A 26883-nucleotide genomic window follows, 5' to 3' on the forward strand; every position below is an offset into this window, starting at 1 on the left:
CCGCCTTCTTTTAACGTTCCAGAAACAGCCTCAACTTGTCGGCGCGCGTCGGATGCTTCAACTTGCGCATTGCCTTGGCTTCAATCTGGCGGATCCGTTCACGGGTCACGTCGAATTGTTTGCCCACCTCTTCGAGCGTGTGCTCGGTGTTGGTATCCAGGCCGAAGCGCATGCGCAAGACCTTGGCCTCGCGCGGCGACAATTCGGCGAGCGCCGCTTCGATCTGTGCGCGCAGGCCGGAGAGCACTGCGGCTTCTGCTGGTGAGCTGGTTGCGCTGTCCTCGATCATGTCGCCCAGCGTCGTATCGCCTTCCTCGCCCACGGGAGTTTCCAGCGAGATAGGCTGCTTTGCGATCTTGAGGATGCCGCGCACCTTTTCCTCTGGCATTTCCATGCGTTCGGCGAGGACGGCGGGATCGGGTTCCTGACCGGTCTGCTGCAGGATTTCGCGCGAAATCCGGTTGAGCTTGTTGATCGTCTCGATCATGTGGACGGGCACACGAATGGTGCGTGCCTGATCGGCAAGCGCCCGCGTCACGGCCTGGCGAACCCACCACGTCGCATATGTCGAGAATTTCCACCCGCGGCGGTATTCAAACTTGTCCACCGCCTTCATCAGGCCGATATTGCCTTCCTGAATCAGGTCCAGGAACTGCATGCCACGGTTGACGTATTTCTTCGCAATGGAAATAACCAGCCGCAAGTTGGCTTCGATCATTTCGCGCTTGGCCTGCCGCATTGTCTTCTCGGCGGCACTCATCTGGCGGTTGATCTGTTTCAACTGCTTCAGGGGCAGCGCGACCTGCGCTTCGATGTCGACGAGTTTCTGCTGGTTCGCCTGAATGGATGGCAGGTGGCGCTCGAGCGCTGGGCCAAACTGTTTGGACGAAGCGGCTGCGCGGCTAGTCCATTCGAGGTCGGTTTCATGACCTGGGAAGGACTCGATAAACGCTTCACGGGGCATGCCGCAACGTTCGACGGCAATTTCCAGGATACTGCGTTCGATGGTGCGCACCTCGGCAACCTTGTCGTGCACGCTCGCACACAGACGGTCGATCATCTTGGCCGTAAAGCGGATCGGTGCGAGTTCACGCTGGATTTCCGCGCGCAAGTCCGCAATGGCTGCAGAGCGCGCTTTACCGGAGACCACCCCGTCGGGCACTTGATCGAACAAGGCACGTACGCGCGCGAAAATGGCGAGACTGTCGGTCGCAAGCTGTTCCAGGCGGGCGGCGTTCGCTTTTTCTGAATCGCCGGCGCCAGCATCGTCATCGTCGTCATCCGACGCGTCGTCGCTGGACTCGGAGGTATCGGCGTCGGCATCGACTTCGGCAGACGACTCGTCGGACGCGAGCGTCGTGATGTCCCCCGCGTCCGTGGCGTCGGTGATACCGTCAACAAGTTCGTCGATGCGCAACTCGCCGGCGACGACGCGGTCCACATCGGTCAGGATCATGGACACCACGGACGGGCAGGCCGCGATGGCTTGAATCATGTCCTGCAGACCGCTCTCGATCCGCTTGGCGACCTCAATCTCTCCCGCGCGGGTCAGCAATTCGCTGGAACCCATTTCACGCATGTACATGCGGACGGGATCCGTGGTGCGGCCGAACTCGGAGTCGACGGTCGACAGTGCCGCCTCCGCCTCTTCGTCCGCCTGGTCGTCGGATGCGGTAGTCGGGGCGGCGTCGCTCAGCAGCAACGTTTCCGCGTCTGGCGTCTGTTCGTAGACGGCCACGCCCATGTCACTGAACGTGCTGACGATGGTGTCCATCGCTGCCGGCGTCACGTTGTCCGGCAGATGGTCGTTGATATCCGCGTGGGTGAGGTAGCCGCGCTCGCGTCCAAGGGCGATCAGCGTGCGCATCTGGCTCTGACGCTCCGCGTCCAGGCGGGCGCTGGATGCGCTGTCCGCAGGCGTGGCTACCGCCTGGGCCTTGCCCGCAGTCTTGCGGCGACTGGGCTGTGCGCTGCTTGGAATCGAGTTCGAAGCGTCAACGTCACGATCCGGATGAGTCAATACATACTCCTAGGCGGGCGCCAGATAGTTTCGCGGTGTACGTCGGTGCTCGACGTCGCGGGCCACCTACCGCTGCACGGGGTCAGCAAGGCGAGGGGCTTTCTGCAGGTTCTGCAGTGTGCGCGAAAAATTGGAATCGCGCATGATACTGGTCGGGATGATGCAGTGCAATATGGGTGTGGATAAAGCGTCAAGTCTTGTTGGCATTTCCCACGAATTTCAACAAGCGGTAGCGGGCAGCCCCTTTATTCATCAGTTCGGCGCCACATATGGTGACGTCGGAAGCATGTTTTGCCCCGGCCACCCGGTCCATGCACCCCCCTTTGTCTCCGGCATTCCGCGAGGCGGAAGTCGGGGTGCTCGGCGGCGAAACGAGTGCCAGGCTGCACTTTTTTCAAAAAAATGGAACTTGATCGGGGACCGCGTCGGATGGCCTGTTGGTCCTAGTCCACCGAAACGACGATGGCCACGCGGCGGTTTTCTGCGCGGCCGGAAGCGGTTCGATTGTCCGCAATGGGCATTGTCTTGCCGAAGCCGCGCACGTGAATTCGCTCCTGGGAGTATCCGACGCTGTTGAGCACGCGGGCCACTGCCGTGGCTCGACGCACCGACAACTTCTGGTTGTATTCCTCGCTCCCGGCATCGTCCGTATGGCCATTGATCTGGAGATCGGAAATTCCGGCATCGGCGAGTAGACGTCCTAGCCGTAACAGCGGCGCCTGATGTTCGGAGGAAATGGTGTACTCATCAAAACCAAAAAGTACCTTTTCCGATAGCCCCAGTTCCCAGCCGTTCTCGGTGAGCTTGAACCCTTCATTCTGCAAAAGGGCAATCTGAACGGGTGTCAGCTTCCCGGTTTGCGATTCGTGTGTCGCGCAGCCAATCAGCGGAAGGACGGTCAACGACACGATGGATAACAACGCGCGGCGACGTGGTGACGAGGTCAAGCGAAGGGGCATATTCGGTTTGAGCAAAATCGATGCGGCGCTATTTTATACGTCTGCAGAAGAGGAGGTAGCGTCGCGCCACGTCCCCCGCGCATCGCGTTTGGCCTCATACATGGCGGCGTCGGCGGCGTCCAGCAGCGATTCGGCGGACCGGGCGTGAATGGGGAATACCGCCAGGCCAATGCTCAGGCCAGCCCGAACCGTTTTGGTTGGCGAAATTGAAAATGGCGCGCTCATCGCGGAAATAATGTTCTCGGCCACTTTCACCGCGTCTTGAGGCTGGCGCAGCGTGCGGATCAGCACCGCGAACTCGTCGCCGCCCAGGCGTGCGACGGCATCGCTCTCGCGCACGCAGCTGTGCAGACGCTTGGCAATCTCGACGAGCACGGTGTCGCCGGCTGCATGGCCATGAAGATCGTTGATCGACTTGAATTCGTCGCTGTCCAGATAGAGGACGGCGCTGAAATGCGCCTCGTCTGCTGCCGTCGCTATGGCGGTTTCAAGCGACTGCATGAATGTGGAACGGTTCAGCAGGCCGGTCAGTCCATCGCGGGTGGCTTGAAGCGCAAGCGCGCTGTTTTCACTCTGCAACTGGTTTTGCCAGCTTTCGAGTTCAGCAAGCAATGCGTTGAAGTCTGCGGACAGCTCATTCAATTCGGCGATGCGCGCCGCGGGAAGTCTGCGTGCAAATGCGCGTTCCGATCGCACGGCATGTGCGATGTGCATGAGCTGCTTGAGGGGTGCCACGATATCGCGCATCATCCGGCGCGACACATAATGCGCTGCCACGGCTGTCAACAGCAGACAAATCAAGAGGCCTTGAGCCCCCTGCAGAAGGAAGAAAACGAATGCGGTCGGGTCGCCTGACACGCGCACGGTGCCCACGGGCTGGTTTGCGCTCGTAACAGTGAGCTCAACGGGCCGGGGTGTCAGCCAGTTTCCAAGTATCTGGCGGACGGGGGAAGAAGACGTTCCAGGCGTTCGGTGCCAATCGGCGAGCACCTTCCCGTCAACATCCAGCACCAGGACGTCAGCGACATTCTCATTGGCAGAAATGGCCGTCAGGGAAGCCAGGGTGGCCTCCTGATCCCGAAAGACCACGGCGGCTTCCACCGTGTAGCTGATGGAGCGGGCCACCAGTTGCAGATTGTGGTCCGCGTAGGCACGTAGCGCGGTCAGGCCGACGATCGTGAGTGAAATGCCGGCTGTCAGCACGGCAATCAGCGCGACACTGAGGTGGGCACGCCGTAGCGCGCCATACAAGGTAGGGCGCTCTGCCTGGCTGGCGTCCATGGCCCGGGAGGGAGGGGAACGCTCAGGGGTCCGTGTCCGGCGGAAGATTCTCATCGCGCCTTCGTGGTGCGCCGACCCAACTGCAGCACGCCCGGGTGTACACGAATGCCGCTACGGGCGATCGAGTCAAGATTGATGCGGAACGATGTGTGATCTTCGCGGATGTCTAAACAAAACATACTGCCAACCTCACAGGCCTGGTCTCGCTCAACAATAATCAGAACAGGCTTACCAATAAGTTCGGAGACCAACGCTCTTCGCCGGTTGTCCGCGAGATCGAGCAGATACACGGCATCGCATTGGGATACCGCTGTCGTGTCCAGGGCATTGAGAATCTGCGCTGCGATAAATCGCCCGTTTGAAATGGGCTGTCCGTTGACCCCGGCATAAACGTCGTCTGCCGCGCTATCCACGCAGACGCGTACGGTTGGTCCCCCTGTCGGCCAGCGAGCGTAGCTCACGAGATTGAGCACCACACGCGAAACCGCCAGGCGTGGGTCGCTGTCCAGTTGCGCCGATACGGTATCCGGCGTCTGGGTCGACGAGGCTGTATGAACCGCGCTTGCGGCTGGAGGGGCCGCCAGAATCATCGCGATCCACATGGCGGCAACCAGATACGGGAAACGAGGGGGCAAGGTCGAACAATGTGAAAACGTGCCGAAGGAACGCTTGCGACTTTCGAGGGACGAAAGATGCGCCCGAATTCTAACGGAAGCTGCCCTTCTTAAGTGGGGAGGAAGTCGCTTTCCCATGCGAGGCAGGTAGCGTCCATACCTGTACCTACCTTGACCGTCGTCACGCCATGTGACGAACGTGCATTGCACCAGGGTTTCGTGGTGCTACATTCCCCGCCTGCCACGAAGACACAGTTCGGGACTTGCACGTGAATTCGACGTGCCCGACACCGCGATCATGAAGAAAATCCTGCTTTTGAGTGTCAGTGCCGGCGCGGGTCACATGCGCGCGGCGGAAGCCATCCGCGCGTTTGCCAATGAACTGCCCACCGGCATCGGCGCTGAACATCTTGATGTGATGGATTTCGTACCATCCGGCTTCCGTGCCTTGTACACCGATTTCTATATCAAGCTGGTCAGCAATCAGCCCGCATTGTGGGGTTACCTGTACCAGAAGACGGATGAAGCGGCGTCCGACGCCTGGGGCCAGAAAATGCGCCGCGCGGTCGAGAGCTTGAATTGCCGTGCCTTACTGGCTGAAATCCGGCGTCAGCGCCCGGACGCGATTATCTGCACGCACTTCCTGCCCGCCGAGCTGCTATCGCGCGAGATAGCAAAAGGGCGTCTGGATGTACCGGTTTGGGTGCAGGTGACGGATTTCGATTTGCACAGCATGTGGGTCGTACCGAATATGCGAGGGTATTTCGTCGCCAATGAGGAAATTGCCTGGCGCATGCGCGAACGCGGGGTGGATGCCGCATCGGTACACGTTAGCGGTATTCCCATCATGCCTGCATTTGGCAAGCCACTCGATCGCGGTGCCTGCGCCACAGCATTCGGTATCGATCCGGGACGCACGACTTTCCTGATGATGTCGGGAGGTGCCGGGCTGGGAGGCATCGATGTCCTGGCTGCCCGTTTGCTGGCGATGGAAGGCGACTTTCAGCTCGTCGCCCTGGCGGGGAAGAATCAACAATTACTGGAGTCGCTCCAGCGTGTCGCGGCGCAATTTCCGGGGCGGCTGTTTCCGCAAGGGTTCATGCTGGAGGTGGAGCGACTGATGGCTTGCGCCGATCTCGCCATCACCAAGCCCGGTGGACTCACCACATCCGAGTGTCTGGCGATGCGGTTGCCGATGATCGTCAACTCGCCCATCCCCGGACAGGAGGATCGCAATGCCGATTTTCTGTTGGAGCAGGGCGTTGCGCTCAAGGCCATCGACGCCGCCGCGCTTGAATACCGTATCGCCAGGCTGCTCCGGGAACCCGCGCTATTGGCGGGAATGCGAGACAGGATCGCACCGTTGGGACGTCCCGATGCCGGCGCGATTGTGCTGAATCGCGTGCTTGGACTTAAGTCTTGAGAGGTATAACCATTGCCAGGCGCGGCACACATTGCGGCGCCCGGCAATGGGCTGGAATTTCCCTCAGCCGTTAACGATTACCCGCGACCGGATAAGCGCGTCGTGCTGCATCAGCTTTTCCGCCCATCCCGCAGGCGGCACAAGGCTGATATCGGTAATCGCATAACCAATATCCCCCTCCGTTTGCAGCTGCTGCGCCTCGATATTCGCGCCGATTTGGGCCAGCGCCTGGTTGAAGTGCGACAAGGTGCCGGGGCGGTTGTAGTGGATGTTGAGGACGCGCGCCGGGGAGTCGAGCGGGTTCGGCTGGATCTGCGGCAAATTGACCGCGCCGATGGTGGCGCCGGTTTCCAGGAAGTTGGCCAGTTTGGTGGCCACTTCCACGCCGATGTTTTCCTGGGCTTCCTCGGTGCTGCCGCCGACGTGGGGCGTCAGGATGACGTTGGCCTTGCCTTGCAGGGGTGAAACGAACGGGTCGGTGTTGCTGCGCGGCTCCTCGGGGAACACGTCGATGGCGGCGCCCGCGATGTGGCCTTCGTCGATCAGCTTGGCCAGCGTGTCGATATCGACGACCGTGCCGCGCGACGCATTGATCAGGATGCTGCCTTGACGCATCGATGCCAGCGCCTTGGCGTTCATCAGGTTCTTGGTCTGCGGCGTGGCGGGAACGTGCAGTGTGACAACGTCGGCGTTGGCCACGGCGTCTTCGAGCGAGTGCATCGGCACTGCGCCGCCAATCGACAGGCGTGGGCGGATGTCGTAGAACACCACGCGCATACCCATGGCTTCGGCCAGGATACCGACCTGTGCACCGATATTGCCGTAGCCGATCACGGCCATGGTCTTGCCCCGGATTTCATACGAACCCTTGGCCGTTTTTTGCCACTCGCCCACGTGCGCGGCCCGGCTTTTCTCGGGTACGCGGCGCATCAGCATGATGGCCTGGCCGATGACCAGCTCGGCCACGGAACGGGTATTCGAGAACGGTGCATTGAAGACGGGAATGCCGGCATGGGCGGCAGCGCCCAGGTCTACCTGGGAAGTGCCAATGCAGAAGCAGCCCACGGTCAGCAGCCGCTTGGCGTTGGCAAAGGTCTCGGCGGTCAGGTGCGTAGCCGAGCGGATGCCGAGCAGTTCATGGTCGCGCACGGCAGCCAACAGCGGGTCGCCGGCCAGAGCCTTGGGCTGCGTGGCGATATCGATCTGATGGCGGGTCAGCAATTGCTGGCCGCTGGCGTGGATGTTTTCTAGGAGGAGAGCGCTTGCCATGGGTGGTTGGGCGGGCTTCAGGAGTTGAGATAGCTGGTCTGGCGTCCTGTGCCGGACGCGCGAAGCCAGACGATAGCACCCCGCGAAATCCGTGCTGATGAAGGGGTCATGGCGAAAGGGCACGAAAGGCTCGCCGCTGTCATCGTACAAGTGCTTGCTAAGCATAGACTTTCATCATAGGATGTCTGACAACAATTCAAGCGGGGCACAGACCCCAGACATCAGGAGACAAGCCAAATGGATGCATTCATGACTGACGCCGAAGGCGTCAACGCAGGCCGCCGACGTCTGCTTAAGACTGGCGCCGCATTGGGCGCGGTGGTCGCAAGCGGCTCCGCACTGGCCCAGAGCTTCGAGTTCAAGGCGGCGCAGCGCTATCCCGATCCTGCCGTCGAGATCCTCGACCCGAGTTTCGCAAAGTACCGGCTGTTCAGCTCGACGGTGGAGCAGGTAGCTACCGGCTTCCGCTGGGTGGAAGGCCCGGTTTATTTTGCCGATGGCCGGTATCTGCTGTTCTCCGATATCCCGAACAACCGCATTATCAAGTTCGATGAAACGTCGAACCAGTGGAGCGTGTTCCGCTCGCCCGCCAATTTCACCAACGGGCACTGCCGGGACAAGCAGGGCCGATTAATCAGTTGCGAACACCTGACGCGCCGCGTGACGCGCACCGAGTACGACGGCTCGATCACCGTGCTGGCTGATCGCTACCAGGGCAAGCGCTTTAACTCGCCCAACGACATCGTGTGCAAATCAGACGGCTCGCTCTGGTTTACCGATCCGCCGTTCGGCATTTCGGGGGAGTGGGAGGGCGACAAGGCCGCATCGGAACTGCCGCACGCGGTCTACCGGATCGATCCGAGCGACAACAGCGTCACGCAGGTGATTGGCGACCTGAACGGTCCGAACGGGCTGGCGTTCTCTCCTGACGAGAAGAAGCTCTACGTGATCGAGTCGCGCGCCCAGCCTAACCGGCTCATGTGGGCCTACGACGTGGGTGCGGACGGCCGCCTGGGCAACAAGACCCGGTTGCTCGATGCGAACGGTCCGGGGGCGCTGGACGGCTTCAAGGTCGATATCGACGGCAATATCTGGGCGGGCTGGGGCAGCAACGGCGCGGCGGGCGCAGACCCGTCAAAGCTGGACGGCGTGCGGATTTTCAATTCGCAGGGCAAGGCTATCGGACATATTCACCTGCCGGAACGCTGTCCGAACCTGTGCTTCGGCGGCCCCAAGCGGAACCGGCTCTATATGGCCAGTAGCCACTCGGTGTACGCGCTGTATGTGGAGACCCGGGGAGCAGTCTGATTCCGAAGGGGAAGGCGACGGCGGACGCGGCTGAAATCTTTTACATCACGGGCAAAGAAGACTGAATTCCAATTGCCCGTGAATCTGCGAGGATGCTGTATTCGCCTCACAACGGGCGCCTGGCGCCCGACGCAGCCCCTTCAGGAGAGACAGCATGAAACGCGTAAGTACCGCGATTCTCGGCGCAATGGCCGCAGGCGGACTTTGGCTGTCCCCGATTGCACACGCGACGGAAGGGGCGTTGGGTCGGCCGGTGGCCGGGACCAATGTGTCGGCGAATGCGGGCGTGATTCCGGACCAGCCGGTCTGGATTGCCAATCTCCAGCAGATCTATCTGGACGGTTCGATCGACGGGGCGCGCCAGATTCCGATTGGCGGACGTACCACGGCCGGTATCGACGCCAAGGTCGCGTTGACCTTGGCCACCATCATGAAGGTCTGGGATACCGGCCCCGGCGCGTGGAATTTTGCATCGAGCTTCACGCTTCCCTATGTGTGGACGACCGTGCATACCAGCGCGACGTTCGCCGGCCCTGGTGGCGGGTCGTTCTCGCGCGGGTCGTCGGATCGTGCATCGAATCTCTACGACATCTATTTCAGTCCCATCGTCGCGGGTTATCACTTCTCGAAGACCAGCCACATGGCGTTGAGCTTCAACGTGTGGGCGCCGACCGGGCACTACGACAAGAACGCGCTGGCCAATCCCGGCTTGAACACCTGGACCTTCGTGCCCCAGGTGGCATACACGCACCTGATGCCGCAATACGGACTCGAGTTCAACGCACTGGCCGCGTTCCAGTTCTACACCCGCAATTCGGCGACCGATTACCAGAACGCGCCGTTGTTCACGCTCGATGTCATGGGTGTCAAGAAATTCGGCAACTGGGGTGCCGGTCTCGTGATGGGCACGGTGCAGCAACTCGGCAACGATTCCGGTCCGGTGGCAGATCGCCTGAACGGTTTCCGGGGACATGACTTCGCGCTGGGTCCGATCATTACCTACGACACCAAGCTCGGTGGCAAGGCGCCGTTGTCCCTGAGCCTGCGCTGGGTGCCCACGGTCAGCAGCAAGAACCGGCTGGACAGCACGGCCACGGTACAGGCGACGGCTACACTCGTATTCTGAGCGCGCCTTGTGACCTGAAACAAAGAGGCGATCTACCGCGCTGGCATCATCGAATGCAGGGTTTTTCTGACGCTGCATAGGGTGATTGCCATGAAAGTTTTTCGATTTTCCCACTTGGTGTCTGTCGCCGCGCTGGCAGGCGCCACCGCATTTGCGGGTGTGGTACATGCCGATAGCGATGGATACGGCGCTCGCGCCGCGCTGCGCACCGGAGACATCGTGCCGATCTCGCGGGTGCTGGATACGGTGACGCGTCAGTACAACGGCGACGTCATTGAAATCAAGCTCGATCGTGATCACGGCCGCTGGACCTACGAGGTTGAAATCGTGCTCCCCAATGGCGCCATTGCCGAACTGGAGTACGACGCCCGCGACCTGAAACCGCTCAGCGCGTGGGGCCACGAACTGGAAAAAGCCCGCAAGCCGGCTGGATAAGGCCACGGCATCGGGCGGGCATGGCGGCGGCGCGCCTCGGGTATCATCGCGCCTTTCGTTTTTTCTTCGCGCGTCGCTGCCGTTTCGCCTTGTCACAAGCTGTACCTCATGCCGGCACATCGATCCGCCGGCGCCAACGCCCGGCCGTTGCGCCCGCGCGTCAACTAGGTCCCCATCATTTCGCCTTCTATCGCGGTCATCTGCAAGGGCTGGAACTTGGGCGGCTGTCTGCCCGGTATCTCGGGCAGGGTCTTGATCTGCGCCAGGCTCGCTCGACGCTAGGCTGGATCGAGGATGAACTGGCGCGCGGCGTCAGGCGACTGGCCACACGGCCCCGGCAGGATGGCGAGGCCACGTTGCTGACGGAGTCGGTCTGGCTGGCGCTGATCCGTACCCGGCCGCAGGAAACGGTAACGGCGCGTCAGGTTCGCCAGCGCAAGTTGCTGCGCGCGCTCGATGCCTTGCAGCCTTTGCTGCTGGTGCGTCCGCTGCCGGGCGACGCCGTGGCTGGCTGGTTTATCCCTGCTGTTGCCGAGAAGCTCGTCGCCGCCGGTTGGCATACGCTTGATGCATTGCGCGCAGCCATCTCCGACGATCCGCGACAGTGGTATCGCCATGCTCGCGGAATCGGCGTAGCCACCGCGCAAGACATCGAGGCGTGGCTGCAGGATCAATCATTCGCCGTGTCGACGATGGGCTTGGCGTCCGTGGCACCGCTGGAGACGCTACGGCAGGGACCCGCACAGGCCGATGCAGCGGCCATCGAAGCCTGGCTGGATCACTATCTGCCCGAGACAAGTCATACGTGGCGAGCCTATCGCACGCAGGCGGAGCGCTTCCTGCTCTGGGCGGTGCATGCGCGGGGCCGGGCACTGGCCGACCTGACTGCGGAGGATGGCAACGCCTACACCGGCTTTCTTGCCGATCCGCAGCCTGCCGCGCAATGGGTGGGCAGGCGTGGCACACCGCGCGACCGTCCCGAATGGCGTCCGTTCGAGGGGCCGCTGTCGGCAGCAAGCGTCCGCCATGCCGTCAAGATCGTCAAGGCGTTATGCGCGTGGCTGGTGGAGCAGGGGCGATTGACAGCCAACCCGTTCCAGTCCGTGCTGCCAGCGCCGGAGCCCGCGCCACGCATCCGCGCAGAGCGCAGCTTCAGTGCGGTGCAGTGGCAGTACCTGAAAACGTTCGTCTCAACCCTCGACGCCGACGATCCTCGCACGGTTCGCCTGCGTTTCATGCTGCGATTTGCCTACGCCACCGGCTTGCGGATATCGGAACAATCCCGGGCGACCGTGGCCGATCTGCGGATGAATGACGGCTGGACGCTCGACGTGCCGGGCGCCCGCACGCGTACCGTGACGCTGCCAGAAACCGTGATCGATGCCCTGCGCGACCACATGGAAGCACGCGGCCTGGGACGCGATATCGAACGCCTGCCGGCGACGACCCCGCTGATCGGCCGTATCAAAGATGCCCTCAGCGATGCGTCGCTGTCAGTGGCGCAGGTGGCGGCCATCTGGAAGCGCTGTTTTGCACAAGCCGGCAAGTCCCTGGCGACTGGTGATGCCAAGGGCGCGGCGCAACTGGCACAGGCCAGCGCGCACTGGCTGCGTCACACGGCCGGCGCACATGCGCTGGCGCGCGGCATGAGCCGCAAGGCCGTGCAGCAGCAACTTGGCCACGCGTCGATAACGACCACCGCAGCCTATGCGGACCCCGCATTGCACTGAGCGGGCGCGTCGTCGCCACGATTTCTTTTAGATCTCCATCGAAAACTTTTCATTCCCTGCGCAAGGGCCTGCCGCCCATACTCTGCGAGTCATATGGGCCGGGCGCGCCGCATTGGCGCCGGCGCTGTTAACGGTACGGAATGGAGAACATGGTCATGGACGGAAATGGGAAGGCCGCGCTGGGTTGGATGAAGGGTCGGACAACGCGTAGGTCGGGCGCGCTGGCAGCGGCGGCAATTGCCGCTTCGTTGCTTGGGGCACTGGGCGGTTGTGCATCGGGCACGGATGCCCCGAGCGCGAGCGAAAGCCAGGCCATTCAGGCCACCGCACGCGCGAGTGCCACGGCGCTGCCGTCCTGGCGCGATAGCAAATCCCGTCAGGACATCGTGAATTTCGTGGAACGGGTCACGCGGCAGGGCTCGCCTGACTTCGTGCCGCCCGCCGAGCGCATCGCCGTATTCGACAACGACGGCACGCTCTGGAGCGAGCATCCGCTGTACTTCCAGTATTTCTTCCTGCTCGACCAGGTGAAGGCTGCCGCGCCGCAGCATCCCGAATGGAAAAACGATCCGGCGTTCAAGGCGATCATGGCGAACGATATCGCTGGCGCCGCCAAGGAAGAAAAACGCCTGTTGAGCCTGATTGCGCAAGTCAGCGGCGGCATGACCGTGGATGCGTACGACAAGACCATCCGCAACTGGCTCGACACTGCCCGGCATCCCACGCTCAATCGTCGCTTCACCGATCTGGTTTATCAGCCGCAACTGGAACTGATGAATTACCTGCGCGCGAACGGGTTCAAGACCTTCATCGTGTCGGGCGGCACGCTTGAGTTCATGCGGCCGTGGTCCGAGCGGGTGTACGGCATTCCGCCCGAGCAGGTGGTGGGTTCGACCTACGGCATCACCTACACCATGCGCGACGGCCAGATGACACTGGTGCGCGGACCAAAGATCGAATTCATCAATGATGGTCCGGGCAAGCCGGTGGGCATCTATCGACATATTGGCCGGCGCCCGATCCTGGCCGTGGGGAATTCGGACGGCGACCTGCAGATGCTGCAGTACACCATGGCCGGTGCCGGGCCACGCATGGCAGTGCTCGTGCATCACGACGACGCCCAGCGCGAGTTTGCCTATGACCGCAAGACCTCGATCGGCACGCTCGACAAGGCGCTGGACGAAGCCGGCAAGAAGGGTTGGACCGTGATCAGCATGAAGCAGGACTGGAGCCAGATCTATCCGGCTGCGCGACCCTGAGCGATGGGCCAGGCGCGGCATGTGGTGCGGAATCCTCCACAAAAAAAGCGTAGCGCCTGCCGCGCGCGATTTACCAAATAATTTAATTCACTCGCTCTCACGTTCAAGAAAGTGTGACTTCTGATTGTGCTGGTCATCTGACATGATTTCTTTGCCCGCACAGGGGCAGGTGGCTTGTACGTCAGGAGGCTTCGCCGATGAGGGGACGCGCTGTAGAGGGTGGTCAGCACGCAGGACGTAGCCGCAGTCGGCGCATTCTCGTCGGCGCGCTGCTTTGCTTCGGCGTCGCAGCGGGCGTCGGTGCCAGCTACTGGTATGCGCAAGGCCGGACGCCAGTGGCGCAGGCCATCCTTGTAGGCGATGGCAAGACGGGGCCGGTGGGCATGGTGCGCGTGCCCGGTGGCGAATTCCTGATGGGCAGCGACAGCAAGATGGCGCAGCCCAACGAAAAACCCGCACACAAGGTGCAGGTCCACGCCTTCTGGATGGACCAGCATCACGTCACCAATGGCGAGTTCCGCAAGTTCGTCGAGGCAACCGGCTACGTGTCGACGGCGGAGCGTAAGCCTGACTGGGAAACGCTGCGCGTCCAGTTGCCTCCCGGCACGCCCCGTCCGCCCGATAGCGCGATGGTGGCAGGCGGCATGGTCTTTGTCGGCACGGCACGGCCTGTGCCATTGCAGGACTACTCGCGCTGGTGGCGCTATGTGCCGGGCGCCAACTGGCGTCATCCGGCGGGCCCCGGCAGCTCCATCGAAGGCAAGGACAACCATCCCGTGGTGCAAGTCTCGTACGAGGATGCGCAAGCCTATGCCAAATGGATCGGCAAGCGACTACCTACCGAGGCGGAGTGGGAGTTTGCCGCGCGAGGCGGGCTGGAGCAGGCCACCTACGCCTGGGGCGACCAGTTCGCGCCCGATGGCAAGCAGATGGCGAATGTCTGGCAGGGCCAGCAAAGCCAGCCGTTTCCTGTGATCAGCCCCAAGGCCGGCGGTGCCCTTGGCACCAACCCCGTCGGCACGTTCCCACCTAACGGCTATGGCCTGTCCGACATGACGGGGAATGCGTGGCAATGGGTGGCCGACTGGTATCGCGCCGACCAGTTCCGGCGCGAAGCCGTCAGGGCGCAGCCCATATCGAATCCAGACGGCCCAGTGGCGTCATGGGACCCTTCCGAGCCAGGTGTGCCGGTCACCGCGCCCAAGCGTGTGACGCGGGGCGGCTCCTTCCTCTGCAACGAAGACTATTGCCTGAGTTATCGACCCAGCGCACGGCGCGGGACCGATCCATACAACAGCATGTCGCACCTGGGCTTCCGCCTGGTGCTGGACGAAGGGCGCTGGGCCGCGATGCAGCGACAGGCGCCGATTGCCATGGGTGCAGGGGCGGGGCCGACGGAACGTTAGCGCTGTGCCACGCCTCGCATGCTGCATGCAGGTTGAAACCGCTGGACTACCGGGAGCATGAATTGAAAAGACGAATGGTGACATCCTCGGCAAGGAGTGGGGCGCGCCTTGCGATGGTGGCCGCTGCGGTTGCCATCATGGCAATCGCCGGCTGCAAGAAGGCGGACGAGTCCGCGAAACAGGCCCCGGCCGCGCAGTCGCCAACCCCGGCCGCTGCTACCGCGCCGGCGACTCCCGCGACCACCGTGCCGGCCCAGCCGCCAGCGCAGTCCAATCTCCCAGTCGCGCCAGATGCTGCTTCCGCGCCCACTGCCGTCAACACCTCGGGCAAGAAGCCCAACATCCTGGTGATCTTTGGCGATGACATCGGCCAGACCAACATCAGCGCCTACAGCATGGGCGTGCTGGGCTACCGTACGCCGAACATCGACCGCATTGCCCGTGAAGGGATGATGTTCACGGACTACTACGCCGAGAACAGCTGCACGGCGGGCCGCTCGTCGTTCATCACCGGCCAGTCCCCGCTGCGCACCGGCTTGTCCAAGGTGGGCGCGCCCGGCGCCACCGTGGGCCTGCAGGCACGGGACGTGACCATTGCCGAAGCGCTCAAGCCGCTGGGCTATGCCACCGGCCAGTTTGGCAAGAACCACCTTGGTGATCGTGACGAGTACCTGCCCACGAAGCACGGCTTCGACGAGTTCTACGGCAACCTGTATCACCTGAATGCCGAGGAAGAACCCCAGCGCCCGTACTGGCCCAAGGACAAGAACGATCCGTTCGTGAAGAACTTCTCGCCGCGTGGCGTGCTGCACTCCACGGCAGACGGCAAGATCGAGGACACCGGGCCGCTGACCACCAAGCGCATGGAGACCATCGACGACGAGACGACGGACGCGGCGCAGAAGTTCATCACCAAGCAGGTGCAGGCGGACAAGCCGTTCTTTGTCTGGATGAACACCACGCGCATGCACGCCTATACCCATGTGCGGGAGTCGATGCAGGGCCAGAGCGGCATGCCGGGCAACGAGTATGCCGATGGCATGATGGAACACGACGGCGATGTGGGCAAGCTGCTCAAGACGCTGGACGACCTGAAGGTGGCGGATAACACCATCGTTATCTACACCACCGACAATGGTCCTAACCAGTGGTCCTGGCCAGACGCTGCCACCACGCCGTTCCGCAGCGAAAAGGACACCAACTGGGAAGGCGCGTTCCGCGTGCCGGCCATGGTCCGGTGGCCGGGCAAGATCAAGCCGGGCACGGTCAGCAACGAGATGTTCTCGGGTCTGGACTGGTTCCCGACGCTGCTGGCTGCGGTGGGCGATGGCGATGTCAAGGACCGGCTGCTCAAGGGCGCCTCGCTGGGCAGCAAGAACGCCAAGGTCCATCTGGATGGCTTCAACCAATTGCCCTACCTGACGGGGCAGACCAACACGGGTGCGCGCAACGAGTTCTATTACTTCAACGACGACGGCGTACTAGTGGCGATGCGTTACCAGAACTGGAAAGTCGTGTTCTGCGAGCAGACTACGCCAGGCGGCTTCCAGGTCTGGCAAGACCCGTTCAAATGCCTGCGCGTGCCCAAGGTCTTCAACCTGCGCATGGACCCGTACGAGCGCGCGGATATCGTCTCTGATCAGTACAACGACTGGCTCGCCAAGAATGTCTATCTGACGGAGATCGCGACAATGAGAGCTGCGGCGTTCCTGGAGACTTTCGTCACCTATCCGCCGAGCCAGCGTCCGGCCAGCTTCAGCATCGATCAGATACGGGAAGATGTCGACCGGAGGATCGCGGAGGGGGCCAAGAAGAAATGATGGCTTGCGTGTTCGTCATCGGGCCGTCCTGTCGTGACGGCAGTTGAAACAGGCGAAGGCCCGCGCTTGCGCGGGCCTTCGCACGAATGATCCAGTTCATGATCGAATCCCATGCGGCGGCGGGCAGCCTCCACGGAAAGCGTGGTCGGCGGGGGCAATCGGCAGGCGCCGATATACGGACATCCACGGCGGTGCGGCGGGACGGTACGGCCGATCCGATGCGACGCTGGGCAATCGTCCTCCTGTTTGCGTCCGGCACGGCCGGACTGACTTACCAGATCGTGTGGATTCGCCAGTTGTCACTGGTAGTCGGTGTTGACGTCCACGCGGTGACCACGGCGGTGAGCGCGTTCTTTGCCGGTCTCGCGCTGGGCGGATGGCTGATTGGCCGAATCGCCGATCGCCACGCCGATCCGATGCGGCTCTATGCCTGGCTGGAGGTAGCGGTGCTGGTGCTGGGCATCGGTGCCACGGTGGCGTTGGCGCATGCCGCCATGCCGTTCGCGTGGCTGGAGCAGCGCACGGGCTGGTTCGCCTGGGTGATCCCGTTCGTCCTGGTGATCCTGCCCGCCGCCGCCATGGGCGGGACACTGCCGGCCCTGATGCGCGTGGTGATGCGGGATGGCTCGGGCGTCAGCACGCATGGCGGCCGGCTGTATGCCGCCAACACGGCGGGCGCGATTGCCGGCACGCTGCTGGCCGGGTTTGTGCTGGTGCCGTTGCTGGGCATTCTGGGTAGTGCGGTGGCGGCGGGTTTTCTCAATGGGGTAGCTGCGCTGGTGGCATGGCGACTGGCCGGGCGCGCTCATGCAGGGACGGCCCCCGTCCAGGCAGATCCGTCGGTGGCGGGCGTCACGAGGGGCGACGTTGCCAGCGGGAAGTTGGCGCTGCTCCTGTATGCCGCCGCTGGCGGGATTGCGCTGGGCTACGAGGTGGTCTGGTCGCAGGCCATCGTGCAATTTCTCAGTACGCGGACCTTCGCCTTTACCGTGGTGCTGGCAACGTATCTGGCCGGGCTGGCGATTGGCAGCGCGCTGGCCGCACGTCATGCCGGGCGCGTGCGCGATCCGTGGGGCGTGTTCGGCCTGCTGGTGGCAGGTGCGGGGCTGGTGGCGCTGCTGGAGTTCGTGTTGCTGGGCGAGTGGCTGCTGCGGGCACAGGGCAGTCTCTCGGCCTGGGTGCAGGGCCTGACGGCCAGCCCGTTGATGGCGGCCTGCGCCAGCTTTGCGCTGGCGGCGATGTGCGTGGTCTTTATCCCCACGTTGCTGCTGGGCGCGGCATTCCCGTTCGTGCTGCGGGTCAGTGTCGACGCCCGTCGCGTCGGCTCAGGCGTGGGCGCCGTCGTGGCACTCAATACGTTGGGTGGTATCGCTGGCACGGTGCTGGCCGGCTTCGTGCTGGTGCCGCAACTCGGGTTGGTCAGGACGATGTCGGTGCTGGCGGTGGCGGCATCGGTCATCGGCATCACGGCGGTTGCGCTGGGCCGTGACGTGCGACCCATGGCACGCTGGGCAGTGCCGATGCTTGGCGTACTGGCGGTGATCGCCGCCGCGATGGCCCCGGTGGACCGGCTCGCCTCGTTGCTGGCGCGTGCTCGCGGCGGCGAACTGGTGTTCTACGAGGAAGGGCGCGGCGCCACCGTGGCGGTGGTGGAGCAGACGTCTTCGCAGAATCGCTTCAAGCGCCTCTATATCCAGGGTGTATCGAATTCCGGCGATGCGATGACGTCGCTGCGCTATATGCGATTGCAGGCGCTGTTGCCGCTGATCGTTCACAACGGCACGCCCAAATCCACGCTGGTGATCGGCCTGGGCACCGGCATCACGGCGGGTGCCACGCTGGCGTGGCCGGGGCTGGATCACCGCGTGGTGGCCGAGCTGCTGCCGCCTGTGGCGCGCGCGGCTTCACAGTTCGCGGGTAATTTTGGCGTGGCGGACGATCCACGCATGGACATCCGCTTGCGCGATGGCCGGCGCGAACTGCTGCGCAGCGCCCAGCAATATGACCTGATCACGCTGGAGCCGCCGCCCCCGTCGGCGGCAGGCGTGGTGAATCTCTACTCGACCGATTTCTATCGACTTGCGGCCGCGCGGCTGCAACCGGGCGGGCTGGTAGCGCAGTGGCTGCCGTTGCCGACGCAGAACAACGAAGACACGCGCATGCTGGTGCGCAGTTTTCTGGACGTGTTTCCGCACGCCATGCTCTGGACCACCGAGCTGCACGAAATGATGCTGGTGGGTTCGATGTCGCCGATCACGCTGGATGTGGCACAGATTCGCGCGCGCTTTGCGCAGCCGCAGGTGGCGGCGGCGTTGCAGGCCGTGGGCATACGCTCGCCCGAGGCGCTACTGGCAACCTGGGTGACGGATCGTGCCGGACTGGACTGGTACGCGGCCGATGCCCCCGCCGTGACCGACGACCGTCCCCGCATCGAGTACGCGGGCTGGGTGCGGCGGGATGCGTTCCCCGAAACGTTATCGGCACTGCTGGCGTTGCAGAGCGAGCCGCCGCTGGCCGGTGCCGATGACAACCTCTGGCGCACGCTGCGGCACGAGCGCGACGTGCTGCACACCTTCTACCGCGCTGGGCTCGATGCCTATCGTGGCGACCGCCAAGCGTGGGCCAGCCATATCACGCAGGCCGTGCGGGCCGATCCCGACAATCCTTACTACGCGTGGTTCGTGGGCGGCAGATCCGCACGGGCAGAGCCGGGGAGGAAACCATGAGTACGCGCGACGATGTACTGGCGCTGCAGCAGCGCATGGGCGAATCCATCGTGGGCCAGCAGCGCATGATCGAACGCCTGCTGCTGGGCTTGCTGGCTGACGGACACCTGCTGGTGGAAGGGCTGCCCGGTCTGGCCAAGACTCGCGCGATCAAGATGATGGCGCGCAACCTCGATGCCAGCCTGTCGCGCATCCAGTTCACGCCGGACCTGCTGCCTGCGGACATCACGGGTTCCGAGGTGTATGTCTCCGAGGGCGGCAAGAGCGAGTTCCGTTTCCAGCGCGGTCCGATCTTTGCGAATCTGGTGCTGGCCGACGAAGTCAATCGTTCACCGGCCAAGGTGCAGGCCGCATTGCTCGAAGCCATGGAAGAGCGTCAGGTCACGGTGGGCGGCACCACGCACAAGCTGGAGCCGCTGTTTCTGGTGATGGCGACGCAGAACCCGATCGAGCAGGAGGGCACCTATCCACTCCCCGAGGCCCAGATGGACCGGTTCCTGATGCATATCGGCGTGGGCTATCCGGAGGCGGATGCCGAGGCCGATATCGTCCGGCTGGCGCGGCAGGAGGAAGCCGGGGCCGGGGCGAGTGGTCAGGCGCAAGCGATACGGCTGGCGCCGGCCACGATCTTCTCGGCGCGGGCGGAGATCCACGAGGTACATGTCAGCGACGCCGTGGCGCGTTACGAGGTGGCACTGGTGCAGGCCACGCGTACCCCCGCGCCGGTGGATGACGACCTCGACAAGTGGATCCAGATCGGCGTGAGTCCACGCGGATCGATCGGGCTGGACAAGGTGTCGCGTGCCTACGCGTGGTTGCACGGACGGGATTTCGTGACGCCCGAGGACGTACAGGCGGTGGTGCACGACGTCTTTCGGCATCGGCTCATCCTGTCATACGAGGCGCACGCCGCTGGCATTGGTGCCGATGCCGTGCTCGACCGCCTGGTGCAGCGGGTGGCGGTGGCGTGAAGGCAGGGAGATGCCGATGCGCTTGCCTTTCCGTGCCATCGCCCGCGCCGCGCCCGCCGCCAGGCATGGCGAGGTCTCGCAGGTATCCCAGCCCGCAGCCGGTGTCAGCGTGGACGTGGCTGCGCTTGCGGCGCTGGAAGCTGCGGCGCGAGACTTCCATTTTCAGTCGCGCCAGCCCGGCCACAGCGTGCTGGCCGGGCGTCACGCGTCCAAGGTGCGGGGACGTGGCCTGAGCTTCGAGGAATTGCGCCTCTACCTGCCCGGTGACGATATCCGCAGCATGGACTGGCGCGTGACCGCGCGCACCGGCCAGCCGCATGTGCGTGTCTACACCGAGGAGAAGGATCGCCCGGTGCTGTTGGTGGTGGACCAGCGCATCAACATGTTCTTTGGCAGCCGGCGGGCGATGAAATCTGTCAGCGCAGCCGAAGCAGCGGCGCTTGCCGCGTGGCGCGTGCTGGCCGAGGGCGACCGCGTGGGCGGCATCGTGTTCGGCGACGAGGGGGCCGAGGTATTCGTGCCGCGCCGCAGCCGCGATGCCGTTCAGCAATTGCTGGGCGGCATCGCGCGCTTTAACCAGTTGTTGCGCGCCGATGCCCGGGCAGGGCGCTCGGCAGCGCAACTCAATGCGGCGCTGGAACGCGCCGTCAGCATGGCGCGCCACGACTGGCTGATCATCGTCATCAGCGATTTCGACGGCCACGATGCCCGCACGCGTGACCTGATGCTGCAAATGGCCGCGCACAACGACTTGCTGACCATCCTGATTCACGATCCGTTCCTGAGCGAGTTGCCGGCCTCGGGCCAACTGGTGGTCAGCGACGGAGAATTGCAGGTGGAACTGGGCTTCGGCCATGCCGCTACGCGACGCAGCATTGCGGGATTCGTCGATGAACATGCCAGGGCGCTGCTCGACTGGCACCACGCCATCGGCGTGCCGCTGTTGCCGCTCTCGGCTGCCGAGGAGACCGCGCTGCAACTGCGGCGTCTGCTGGGCCGCCCGCTGCAGCAGGCGCCAGCACGGCAACGCATGGGAGTGGCGCGATGAGTCTCACGCACAGCACGGCGGATGGCGCGGAAGTGCCGACCCTTGCGACGTTGGCCGATGTGGTCACGCCGCCGCCGCCATCGTGGATGCCGCAGACCATCGGTTGGCCGATTGTGGGTGTCTTGCTGCTGTTGCTGCTGGCGTGGATGGCTTGGCGTGCGTGGCGACGCTATCGCGCCAATCGATATCGCCGCGAGGCACTGGCCGAGCTGGGCACGCTCGATCCCGCCATGCAGGCCGCTACGTTGCGGCACATGGCGGCATTGCTCAAGCGCACGGCATTGGCCGCGTGGCCCCGCACGGAGGTGGCCAGTTTGACCGGAACGAGTTGGGTGGCATTCCTGCAGGCGCACGCCGGATCGGCGAAGGACGCGGTGCCAGTGCTTTCGGCGTTGGTCCACGACGCGGAGTATCGCGATGACACCGTGCTCGCGCAGTGGCCCGTCGCACAGGTGCAGGCCGTGGCTGGCGCGTGCCGACGCTGGATTGCGGAACACCATGTACCAGTTTGACTATCCGTGGGCATTTGTCCTGCTGCCGCTGCCATGGCTGCTGTGGTGGTGGCTGCCGCCGTATCGCGAGGAAAGCCCGTCGGTGCGCCTGCCGTTCTTTGGCGAGGTGGCGCGTGCCGCCGGCCTGACCCCCGCCAGTGGCGCGGTGGTGCCGCGTCGCAACCGGCTGCAATGGGTGCTGGCGCCGATGGCGTGGGTGCTGGTCATTACCGCATTGGCCCGGCCGCAGTTTCTGGAGGCGCCCATCGAGAAGGTGCAGCCGGCGCGCGATTTGCTGATCGCGCTGGATCTCTCGCAATCCATGGATACGAAGGATTTTCGTGATCCGTCCGGAGCGCTGATTCCGCGCGTGGCGGCGGTGCGGCAAGTGGTGAGCGGATTCGTGAGCAGGCGGCCCGGTGACCGCATCGGCCTGATCGTGTTTGGTGACGCGCCATATCCCTTGGCGCCGTTCACGATGGACCACCGGCTGGTGCAGACGCTGATCGGTGATCTGCTGCCGGGCATGGCGGGACCAAGCACCGCACTGGGCGACGCCATCGGGCTGGGCATCAAGATGTTCGAGCACAGCGACGCCCCTGAAAAAGTGCTGATCGTGCTGACCGATGGCAACGACACCGCCAGCCGCATGCCGCCGGAGCGCGCCGGGGATATCGCGAAAGCACGCAAGGTGGTGGTGCATACCATCGGCATTGGCGACCCCAATGCGACTGGCGAGGAAAAGGTCGATCTCGGCGTGTTGCAGCGCGTGGCCGCGCAGACGGGCGGGCGGTATTTCTTCGGTGCCGATCAGGCGGCGCTGGAGACCATCTATGCAACGCTCGATCAAATCACGCCACATCGGCAGAAAACGCTGTCATGGCGCCCGCGACGCGAACTGTTCATGTGGCCGCTGGGCGGCGCGCTGGCGCTGGTGCTGTTGTATCAGGCGTTGATGTTCGGATACTCGATGTGGGCATCGCGCCCGCGCCGCGCGCTGGAATGATGCCAGCAATGCTCGATACGCTCTCGCACTTTCATTTCCTGCGTCCCTGGTGGCTGCTGGTGTGCGTACCCGCCGTGCTGCTGGTGTGGACGGTGCAACGTCGTGGCGATGTGCGCAGGCGCTGGCGCAAGACCATCGCGCCGCACCTGCTCGATGCCCTGATGATCTGCGAGCGTCACCGGGTGTCATGGCGGCCCGTGCATCTCGTTGCGCTACTGCTCGTGCTTGGCGCGGTGGCGTTGGCGGGCCCGAGCTGGAAGCAGGAAAGGCCGCCGTTCCTCGACGACCGCGCGCCGCTCGCGATTGCCGTGGACCTGTCGCGCAGCATGGATGCCGAGGACGTGACGCCTACGCGGCTGGAGCGCACCAAACTCAAGATCAAGGCGCTGCTCAAGCGCCGTGACGGTGGCCGTACGTCGCTCTATGCATACGCGGGTTCGACGCATCTGGTGCTTCCGCTGACGGACGATGCCCAACTGCTGCAGACCTTTGTGGATGCCTTGCAGACCCGCATCATGCCAGTGCCGGGACGAGACATGGCTCAGGCGCTGCGCAACATCGACGCCGATCTGGCGCGCGAACCCGTGCCTGGGACCATCCTCTTCATCACCGATCAGGTGGACCCTGCCGCTGCGTCAGCCTTCCGTGCGCAGGCCGGCAGCGGTCGCAGCCAGCCGGTGTTGCTGGCCATCGGCACGGAGCAGGGCGGCCCGCTGCGCAATGTCGGGGGAGGCGAGGGGAGTGTTGTCGAACAGGATGGCGCGCCGATGTTCGCACGGCTGGACGTGGCGGCGTTCAAGCGCTTCGGCGATGACAGCGGGATACCCGTGGCCACGTTTACACCGGGCAGCGACGATGACGTGGCCTGGGTACAGCGCCATGTGGTGGCGCATCTGGAGCGTGTGCAGGCTGGCGACCGTACGCGCTGGGCCGATGAGGGCTGGTGGCTGATGCTGCCGATCACGCTGCTGGCGATGCTCTGGTTCCGCAAAGGCTGGACTGTCCGCTGGATCACCGGGTTGCTTCTCGCCATTGTGCTGGCTGCGCCGCAGCAGGGCCTCCACGCGCAAGAGGCTGCCGAAGCCAGGCGCCAGTGGCATTTCGCAGACCTGTGGCTCACGCACGATCAGCAAGGCCGATTGGCCTTCGAGCGAGGCGATTTCGCGCACGCTGCGAAGCTGTTCGACGATGCGATGTGGCGTGGCATCGCCCAGTACCGCGCCGGCCAATACGCTGAGGCGGTGCAGAGCTTTGCACGGGGCGATTCTCCGCAAGCCCTATACAACCAGGGCAATGCGCTCGCACGGCTGGGTCAGTACGCACAGGCGGCGGCGCGTTATCGACAGGCGCTCAAACGCCAGCCCCAGTGGCCGGCTGCCACAGCCAATCTGGCGCTGATGGAGACGCTGCTGAATCAGCAGAAACCAAAGGACAAGCCCGATCCCGACGATCAGGAGGAACCCCCAGACATCCCGCCGGATGCGGTCAAGCTCGATGCCGAGAAGCCTCCGCCGCAGCAGGGTGGAAAGTCCATGCGCATTGGCCCGGCGCAGGACGCCGAAATGTGGATGCGCGCCATCCAGGTCACGCCGACTGATCTGCTGCAACGCAAGTTCGCCTTGCAACGCGGGCAGCCCGCCCCTGAGCAGAAACCGTGATGCAACGACATCTCGCCGCGCTGCTCCTGACCGTGTTTGCATGCCTGCTGCCCATCGTGGCGCTTGCCGCTGCCGAACCCATCATCCGCGTCGAGGTCGGCGCGCAGCAACCCGTGCGCGTGGGCCAGCAGGTCAGCATCGATGTCACCATCCTCGCGCCCAACTTCTTCATGTCGGCGCCGGCCTTCCCGGTGTTGCAGGTGCCAGGCGCGGTGGTCACGATGCCCGACGAGCGCGCGCTGAACAGCACGGAAACCATCAACGGCGTGGCCTATGCGGGCATCCGCAAGTCCTACGCATTCACGGCCGAACAGGATGGCGATTTCGAGCTGCCAGCCACGACGGTGCGGTTCACCTATGCGGACGACAACGGCGCACCGCGCGAAGGCAGCGTCAGCTTTCCGCCAACCCGCATACGCGCGGGCGCTGGCGGCACTGTGAACGCAGGCGGGCCCAAGCAGCCGCTGGTCCCGGTATCACGGCTGGTGGTGACGCAGGCACTGGACCACGCGCTCGACAAGGGCTCGGTGGCCCTGCGCAAGGGCGATGCGCTGGTGCGTACCGTCACGACCTTCGCGCCACAGACGCAGGCGATGCTGATCCAGCCGCCGCATGCGCCGGCGCCATCGGGTGTGCGCGTTTTTCAGGCCGATCCGCGCCTATCGGACAACGCCAGAACCACGGCGGGTCCGGGCGGTACGCGCGTGGACACCATCACCTATGTCTTCGAACGCACCGGCAGCTATGTGCTGCCACCCGTGACGGTCGATTGGCTGGACCCGGCCACGGGCCGCCCCGCGACTTCGCAAGCGGCGGCCATCAAGGTGGAGGTATCGTCGGGGCACGCGGACGGAGCGCTGGCGCCGGATGGCTCCGCTTTCGGGTGGCTGGGCGAAGGCGGCTCGTTCTGGCGAATCGTGATCGGATGCGTGTGTGTGCTGTTGGCCGCGATGGTGGCCATGCTGGCGTATCGGCATGGTCGTCCGATGCTGGCGCGATGGCGCCAGTGGCAGGCCGAACGTTCGCGCCGTCGCGCAGAAAGTGCCGAGTTTCGGCTGGCTTCGGTGCTAAGGGCCTGTGCGGCAAGCGATGCAGCAGCGGCCTATCTGGCACTCGGTGATTGGACCCGTGCGGCACATGGCATGCCGCTCGACGTCTGGGCAGCCTCGACGGGCGATGCCTCGCTCATGGAGACGGTGACAGCACTTCAGCGACACCTGTACGGCGCGAGGTCCGAATCAGATGTGTGGAATGGCAAGCCACTGGCGGAGGCGTTGCAGCGCCATGCCGCAACGCCGCAGACGCGTCGGCATCCGCCAGCCGCGTCCGCGTTGCCTCCCCTCAATCCTGCCAAGGCAGTCAATCCGCCGTGATGTTGCCGGTCTGGATCACCTTCTTCCAGCGCGCGAACTCCGACGCCTGGAACGCCGTGAACTGCTCCGGCGTGTTGGCCACCACTTCAAAGCCCAGTTCGAGCAGCTTGGGCTTGACCGCCGGATCGTTCAACGCAGCCACTGTGGCGCTGTGCAGCTTGGCCTTGATATCGGCGGGCAGGCCCTTGGGAGCGGCGATGGCTTGCCACGAGTAAACGGTCACGCCCTTGTAGCCGAGTTCTTCCATGGTGGGCACATCCGGCAGGATCGGGGAGCGCTTGCTGCTGGTGATGGCCAGCGCGCGCAACTTGCCGCCTTTCAGATGCGGCACGGCCGTGTTGATGTTCATGAAGGTGGCATCCACTTGGCCGCCGAGCAGGTCGTTCAGCGCCGGTGCGCCGCCCTTGTACGGCACATGGGTGCCGGTGGTATTGGTCTGCTGCCAGAACAGTTCGGCGGTCAGATGATCGCTGGTGCCATTGCCAGCCGAGGCGAAGGTCATCTTGCCCGGATTGGCCTTCTCGAAATTGATCACGTCCTGCAGGGACTTGTGTGGCGATGCCACGGGCACGGCCAGGACGTTGGGCGCTTGCACAGCCACGCTGATGTAATCGAAATCCTTGGTCGGATCGTAGCCAGCGGTCTTGGTCAGGTGCGGACCGATCACGAACGGGCCCAGCGACGAGACGAACAGCGTGTAACCGTCGGCCGGCGCGCGTTTGGCGGCGGCGGCACCGATCATGCCGGCTGCGCCGGGGCGGTTGTCCACCACGAAGCTGCCGCCGAACGTCTGCTGGAACTTCGCGCTCAGGATGCGCGCGACGTTGTCGGTGGAACCCCCCGGCGGGAATGGGACGATCATCGTGACCGGCTTCTCGGGCCATGCGGCGTGGGCGCCGGCCATTGTGGCGCCCAGCAACAGCGATACCAGAAGTTTCTTCATGGGTTGTCTCCTCTTGT

21 protein-coding genes are annotated in these 26883 nt (G+C 64.0%); 15 read left to right on the top strand and 6 right to left on the bottom strand.

Going from position 1 to position 26883, the window contains the following annotated elements; translation table 11 throughout:
• Positions 1-10: 10 nt before the first annotated feature.
• The 4 genes from rpoD to ABDB81_RS23980 form a co-directional block, all read right to left on the bottom strand.
• Positions 11-1981, bottom strand: coding sequence for an RNA polymerase sigma factor RpoD (gene rpoD / locus ABDB81_RS23965; protein ID WP_137925586.1), 1971 nt, complete (start codon positions 1979-1981; stop codon positions 11-13).
• 482 nt (positions 1982-2463) lie between these two features.
• Entirely contained in the window at positions 2464-2928 is a 465-nt protein-coding gene (locus ABDB81_RS23970) for an OmpA family protein (protein ID WP_346813789.1), read from the bottom strand.
• An 84-nt stretch (positions 2929-3012) separates the two neighbouring features.
• Positions 3013-4260: a diguanylate cyclase gene (locus tag ABDB81_RS23975; RefSeq protein WP_346813790.1), complete on the bottom strand. Its 1248-nt coding sequence runs from the start codon at positions 4258-4260 to the stop codon at positions 3013-3015.
• A gap of 50 nt (positions 4261-4310) precedes the next feature.
• Positions 4311-4862, bottom strand: coding sequence for a YfiR family protein (locus ABDB81_RS23980; RefSeq protein ID WP_346813791.1), 552 nt, complete (start codon positions 4860-4862; stop codon positions 4311-4313).
• A 310-nt stretch (positions 4863-5172) separates the two neighbouring features.
• Between ABDB81_RS23980 and ABDB81_RS23985 the strand changes: the two genes are divergently transcribed.
• Positions 5173-6297, top strand: a complete 1125-nt coding sequence (locus ABDB81_RS23985; protein ID WP_346813792.1) for a galactosyldiacylglycerol synthase — start codon at positions 5173-5175, stop codon at positions 6295-6297.
• 63 nt (positions 6298-6360) lie between these two features.
• On the opposite strand, the gene serA is transcribed toward ABDB81_RS23985, so the two are convergent.
• On the bottom strand, positions 6361-7566 hold the full coding sequence (serA, locus tag ABDB81_RS23990) for a phosphoglycerate dehydrogenase (RefSeq protein WP_346813793.1): 1206 nt from the start codon (positions 7564-7566) through the stop codon (positions 6361-6363).
• Positions 7567-7803: 237 nt separating this feature from the next.
• Between serA and ABDB81_RS23995 the strand changes: the two genes are divergently transcribed.
• From ABDB81_RS23995 to ABDB81_RS24060, 14 genes are all read left to right on the top strand, one after another.
• Complete coding sequence (locus tag ABDB81_RS23995; protein ID WP_346813794.1) at positions 7804-8874, top strand: SMP-30/gluconolactonase/LRE family protein; 1071 nt, start codon at positions 7804-7806, stop codon at positions 8872-8874.
• A 154-nt stretch (positions 8875-9028) separates the two neighbouring features.
• On the top strand, positions 9029-10000 hold the full coding sequence (locus tag ABDB81_RS24000; protein WP_346813795.1) for a transporter: 972 nt from the start codon (positions 9029-9031) through the stop codon (positions 9998-10000).
• 90 nt (positions 10001-10090) lie between these two features.
• Positions 10091-10435 (top strand): PepSY domain-containing protein, encoded by a 345-nt coding sequence (locus ABDB81_RS24005; RefSeq protein WP_137925536.1) that lies wholly within the window; start codon positions 10091-10093, stop codon positions 10433-10435.
• 89 nt (positions 10436-10524) lie between these two features.
• The gene (locus ABDB81_RS24010) at positions 10525-12165 is read left to right on the top strand and encodes a tyrosine-type recombinase/integrase (RefSeq protein ID WP_346813796.1); all 1641 of its coding nucleotides are present in this window, start codon (positions 10525-10527) and stop codon (positions 12163-12165) included.
• A 188-nt stretch (positions 12166-12353) separates the two neighbouring features.
• Positions 12354-13424, top strand: a complete 1071-nt coding sequence (locus tag ABDB81_RS24015; protein ID WP_346813807.1) for an HAD family hydrolase — start codon at positions 12354-12356, stop codon at positions 13422-13424.
• 197 nt (positions 13425-13621) lie between these two features.
• The gene (locus tag ABDB81_RS24020; protein ID WP_346813797.1) at positions 13622-14830 is read left to right on the top strand and encodes a formylglycine-generating enzyme family protein; all 1209 of its coding nucleotides are present in this window, start codon (positions 13622-13624) and stop codon (positions 14828-14830) included.
• Positions 14831-14904: 74 nt separating this feature from the next.
• The gene (locus ABDB81_RS24025; protein WP_237380526.1) at positions 14905-16650 is read left to right on the top strand and encodes an arylsulfatase; all 1746 of its coding nucleotides are present in this window, start codon (positions 14905-14907) and stop codon (positions 16648-16650) included.
• A gap of 98 nt (positions 16651-16748) precedes the next feature.
• Positions 16749-19376, top strand: a complete 2628-nt coding sequence (locus ABDB81_RS24030) for a fused MFS/spermidine synthase (RefSeq protein WP_346813798.1) — start codon at positions 16749-16751, stop codon at positions 19374-19376.
• Positions 19373-20347, top strand: coding sequence for a MoxR family ATPase (locus tag ABDB81_RS24035; protein WP_160473847.1), 975 nt, complete (start codon positions 19373-19375; stop codon positions 20345-20347). The genes ABDB81_RS24030 and ABDB81_RS24035 overlap by 4 nt, the downstream gene beginning before the upstream one ends.
• Positions 20348-20363: 16 nt before the next feature.
• Positions 20364-21395 carry a DUF58 domain-containing protein gene (locus ABDB81_RS24040; RefSeq protein ID WP_137925541.1) on the top strand — a complete coding sequence of 344 codons (1032 nt, stop codon included), beginning with the start codon at positions 20364-20366 and terminating at the stop codon, positions 21393-21395.
• A complete protein-coding gene (locus tag ABDB81_RS24045) occupies positions 21392-21907 on the top strand; it encodes a DUF4381 domain-containing protein (protein WP_346813799.1) in 516 nt (171 codons plus the stop codon). The genes ABDB81_RS24040 and ABDB81_RS24045 overlap by 4 nt, the downstream gene beginning before the upstream one ends.
• Positions 21894-22892: a VWA domain-containing protein gene (locus tag ABDB81_RS24050; protein ID WP_137925543.1), complete on the top strand. Its 999-nt coding sequence runs from the start codon at positions 21894-21896 to the stop codon at positions 22890-22892. Before ABDB81_RS24045 ends, ABDB81_RS24050 begins: the two co-directional genes overlap by 14 nt.
• Positions 22892-24550: a VWA domain-containing protein gene (locus ABDB81_RS24055; RefSeq protein ID WP_346813808.1), complete on the top strand. Its 1659-nt coding sequence runs from the start codon at positions 22892-22894 to the stop codon at positions 24548-24550. Before ABDB81_RS24050 ends, ABDB81_RS24055 begins: the two co-directional genes overlap by 1 nt.
• Positions 24550-25923, top strand: a complete 1374-nt coding sequence (locus ABDB81_RS24060; protein WP_346813800.1) for a BatD family protein — start codon at positions 24550-24552, stop codon at positions 25921-25923. The genes ABDB81_RS24055 and ABDB81_RS24060 overlap by 1 nt, the downstream gene beginning before the upstream one ends.
• Here ABDB81_RS24060 and ABDB81_RS24065 read toward each other — a convergent pair.
• Positions 25910-26866 carry a tripartite tricarboxylate transporter substrate binding protein gene (locus tag ABDB81_RS24065; RefSeq protein ID WP_137925545.1) on the bottom strand — a complete coding sequence of 319 codons (957 nt, stop codon included), beginning with the start codon at positions 26864-26866 and terminating at the stop codon, positions 25910-25912. The genes ABDB81_RS24060 and ABDB81_RS24065 overlap by 14 nt on opposite strands.
• Between the last annotated feature and the right edge of the window lie 17 nt (positions 26867-26883).

This window comes from Cupriavidus sp. DL-D2 (assembly GCF_039710735.1).
GTDB lineage: Bacteria > Pseudomonadota > Gammaproteobacteria > Burkholderiales > Burkholderiaceae > Cupriavidus.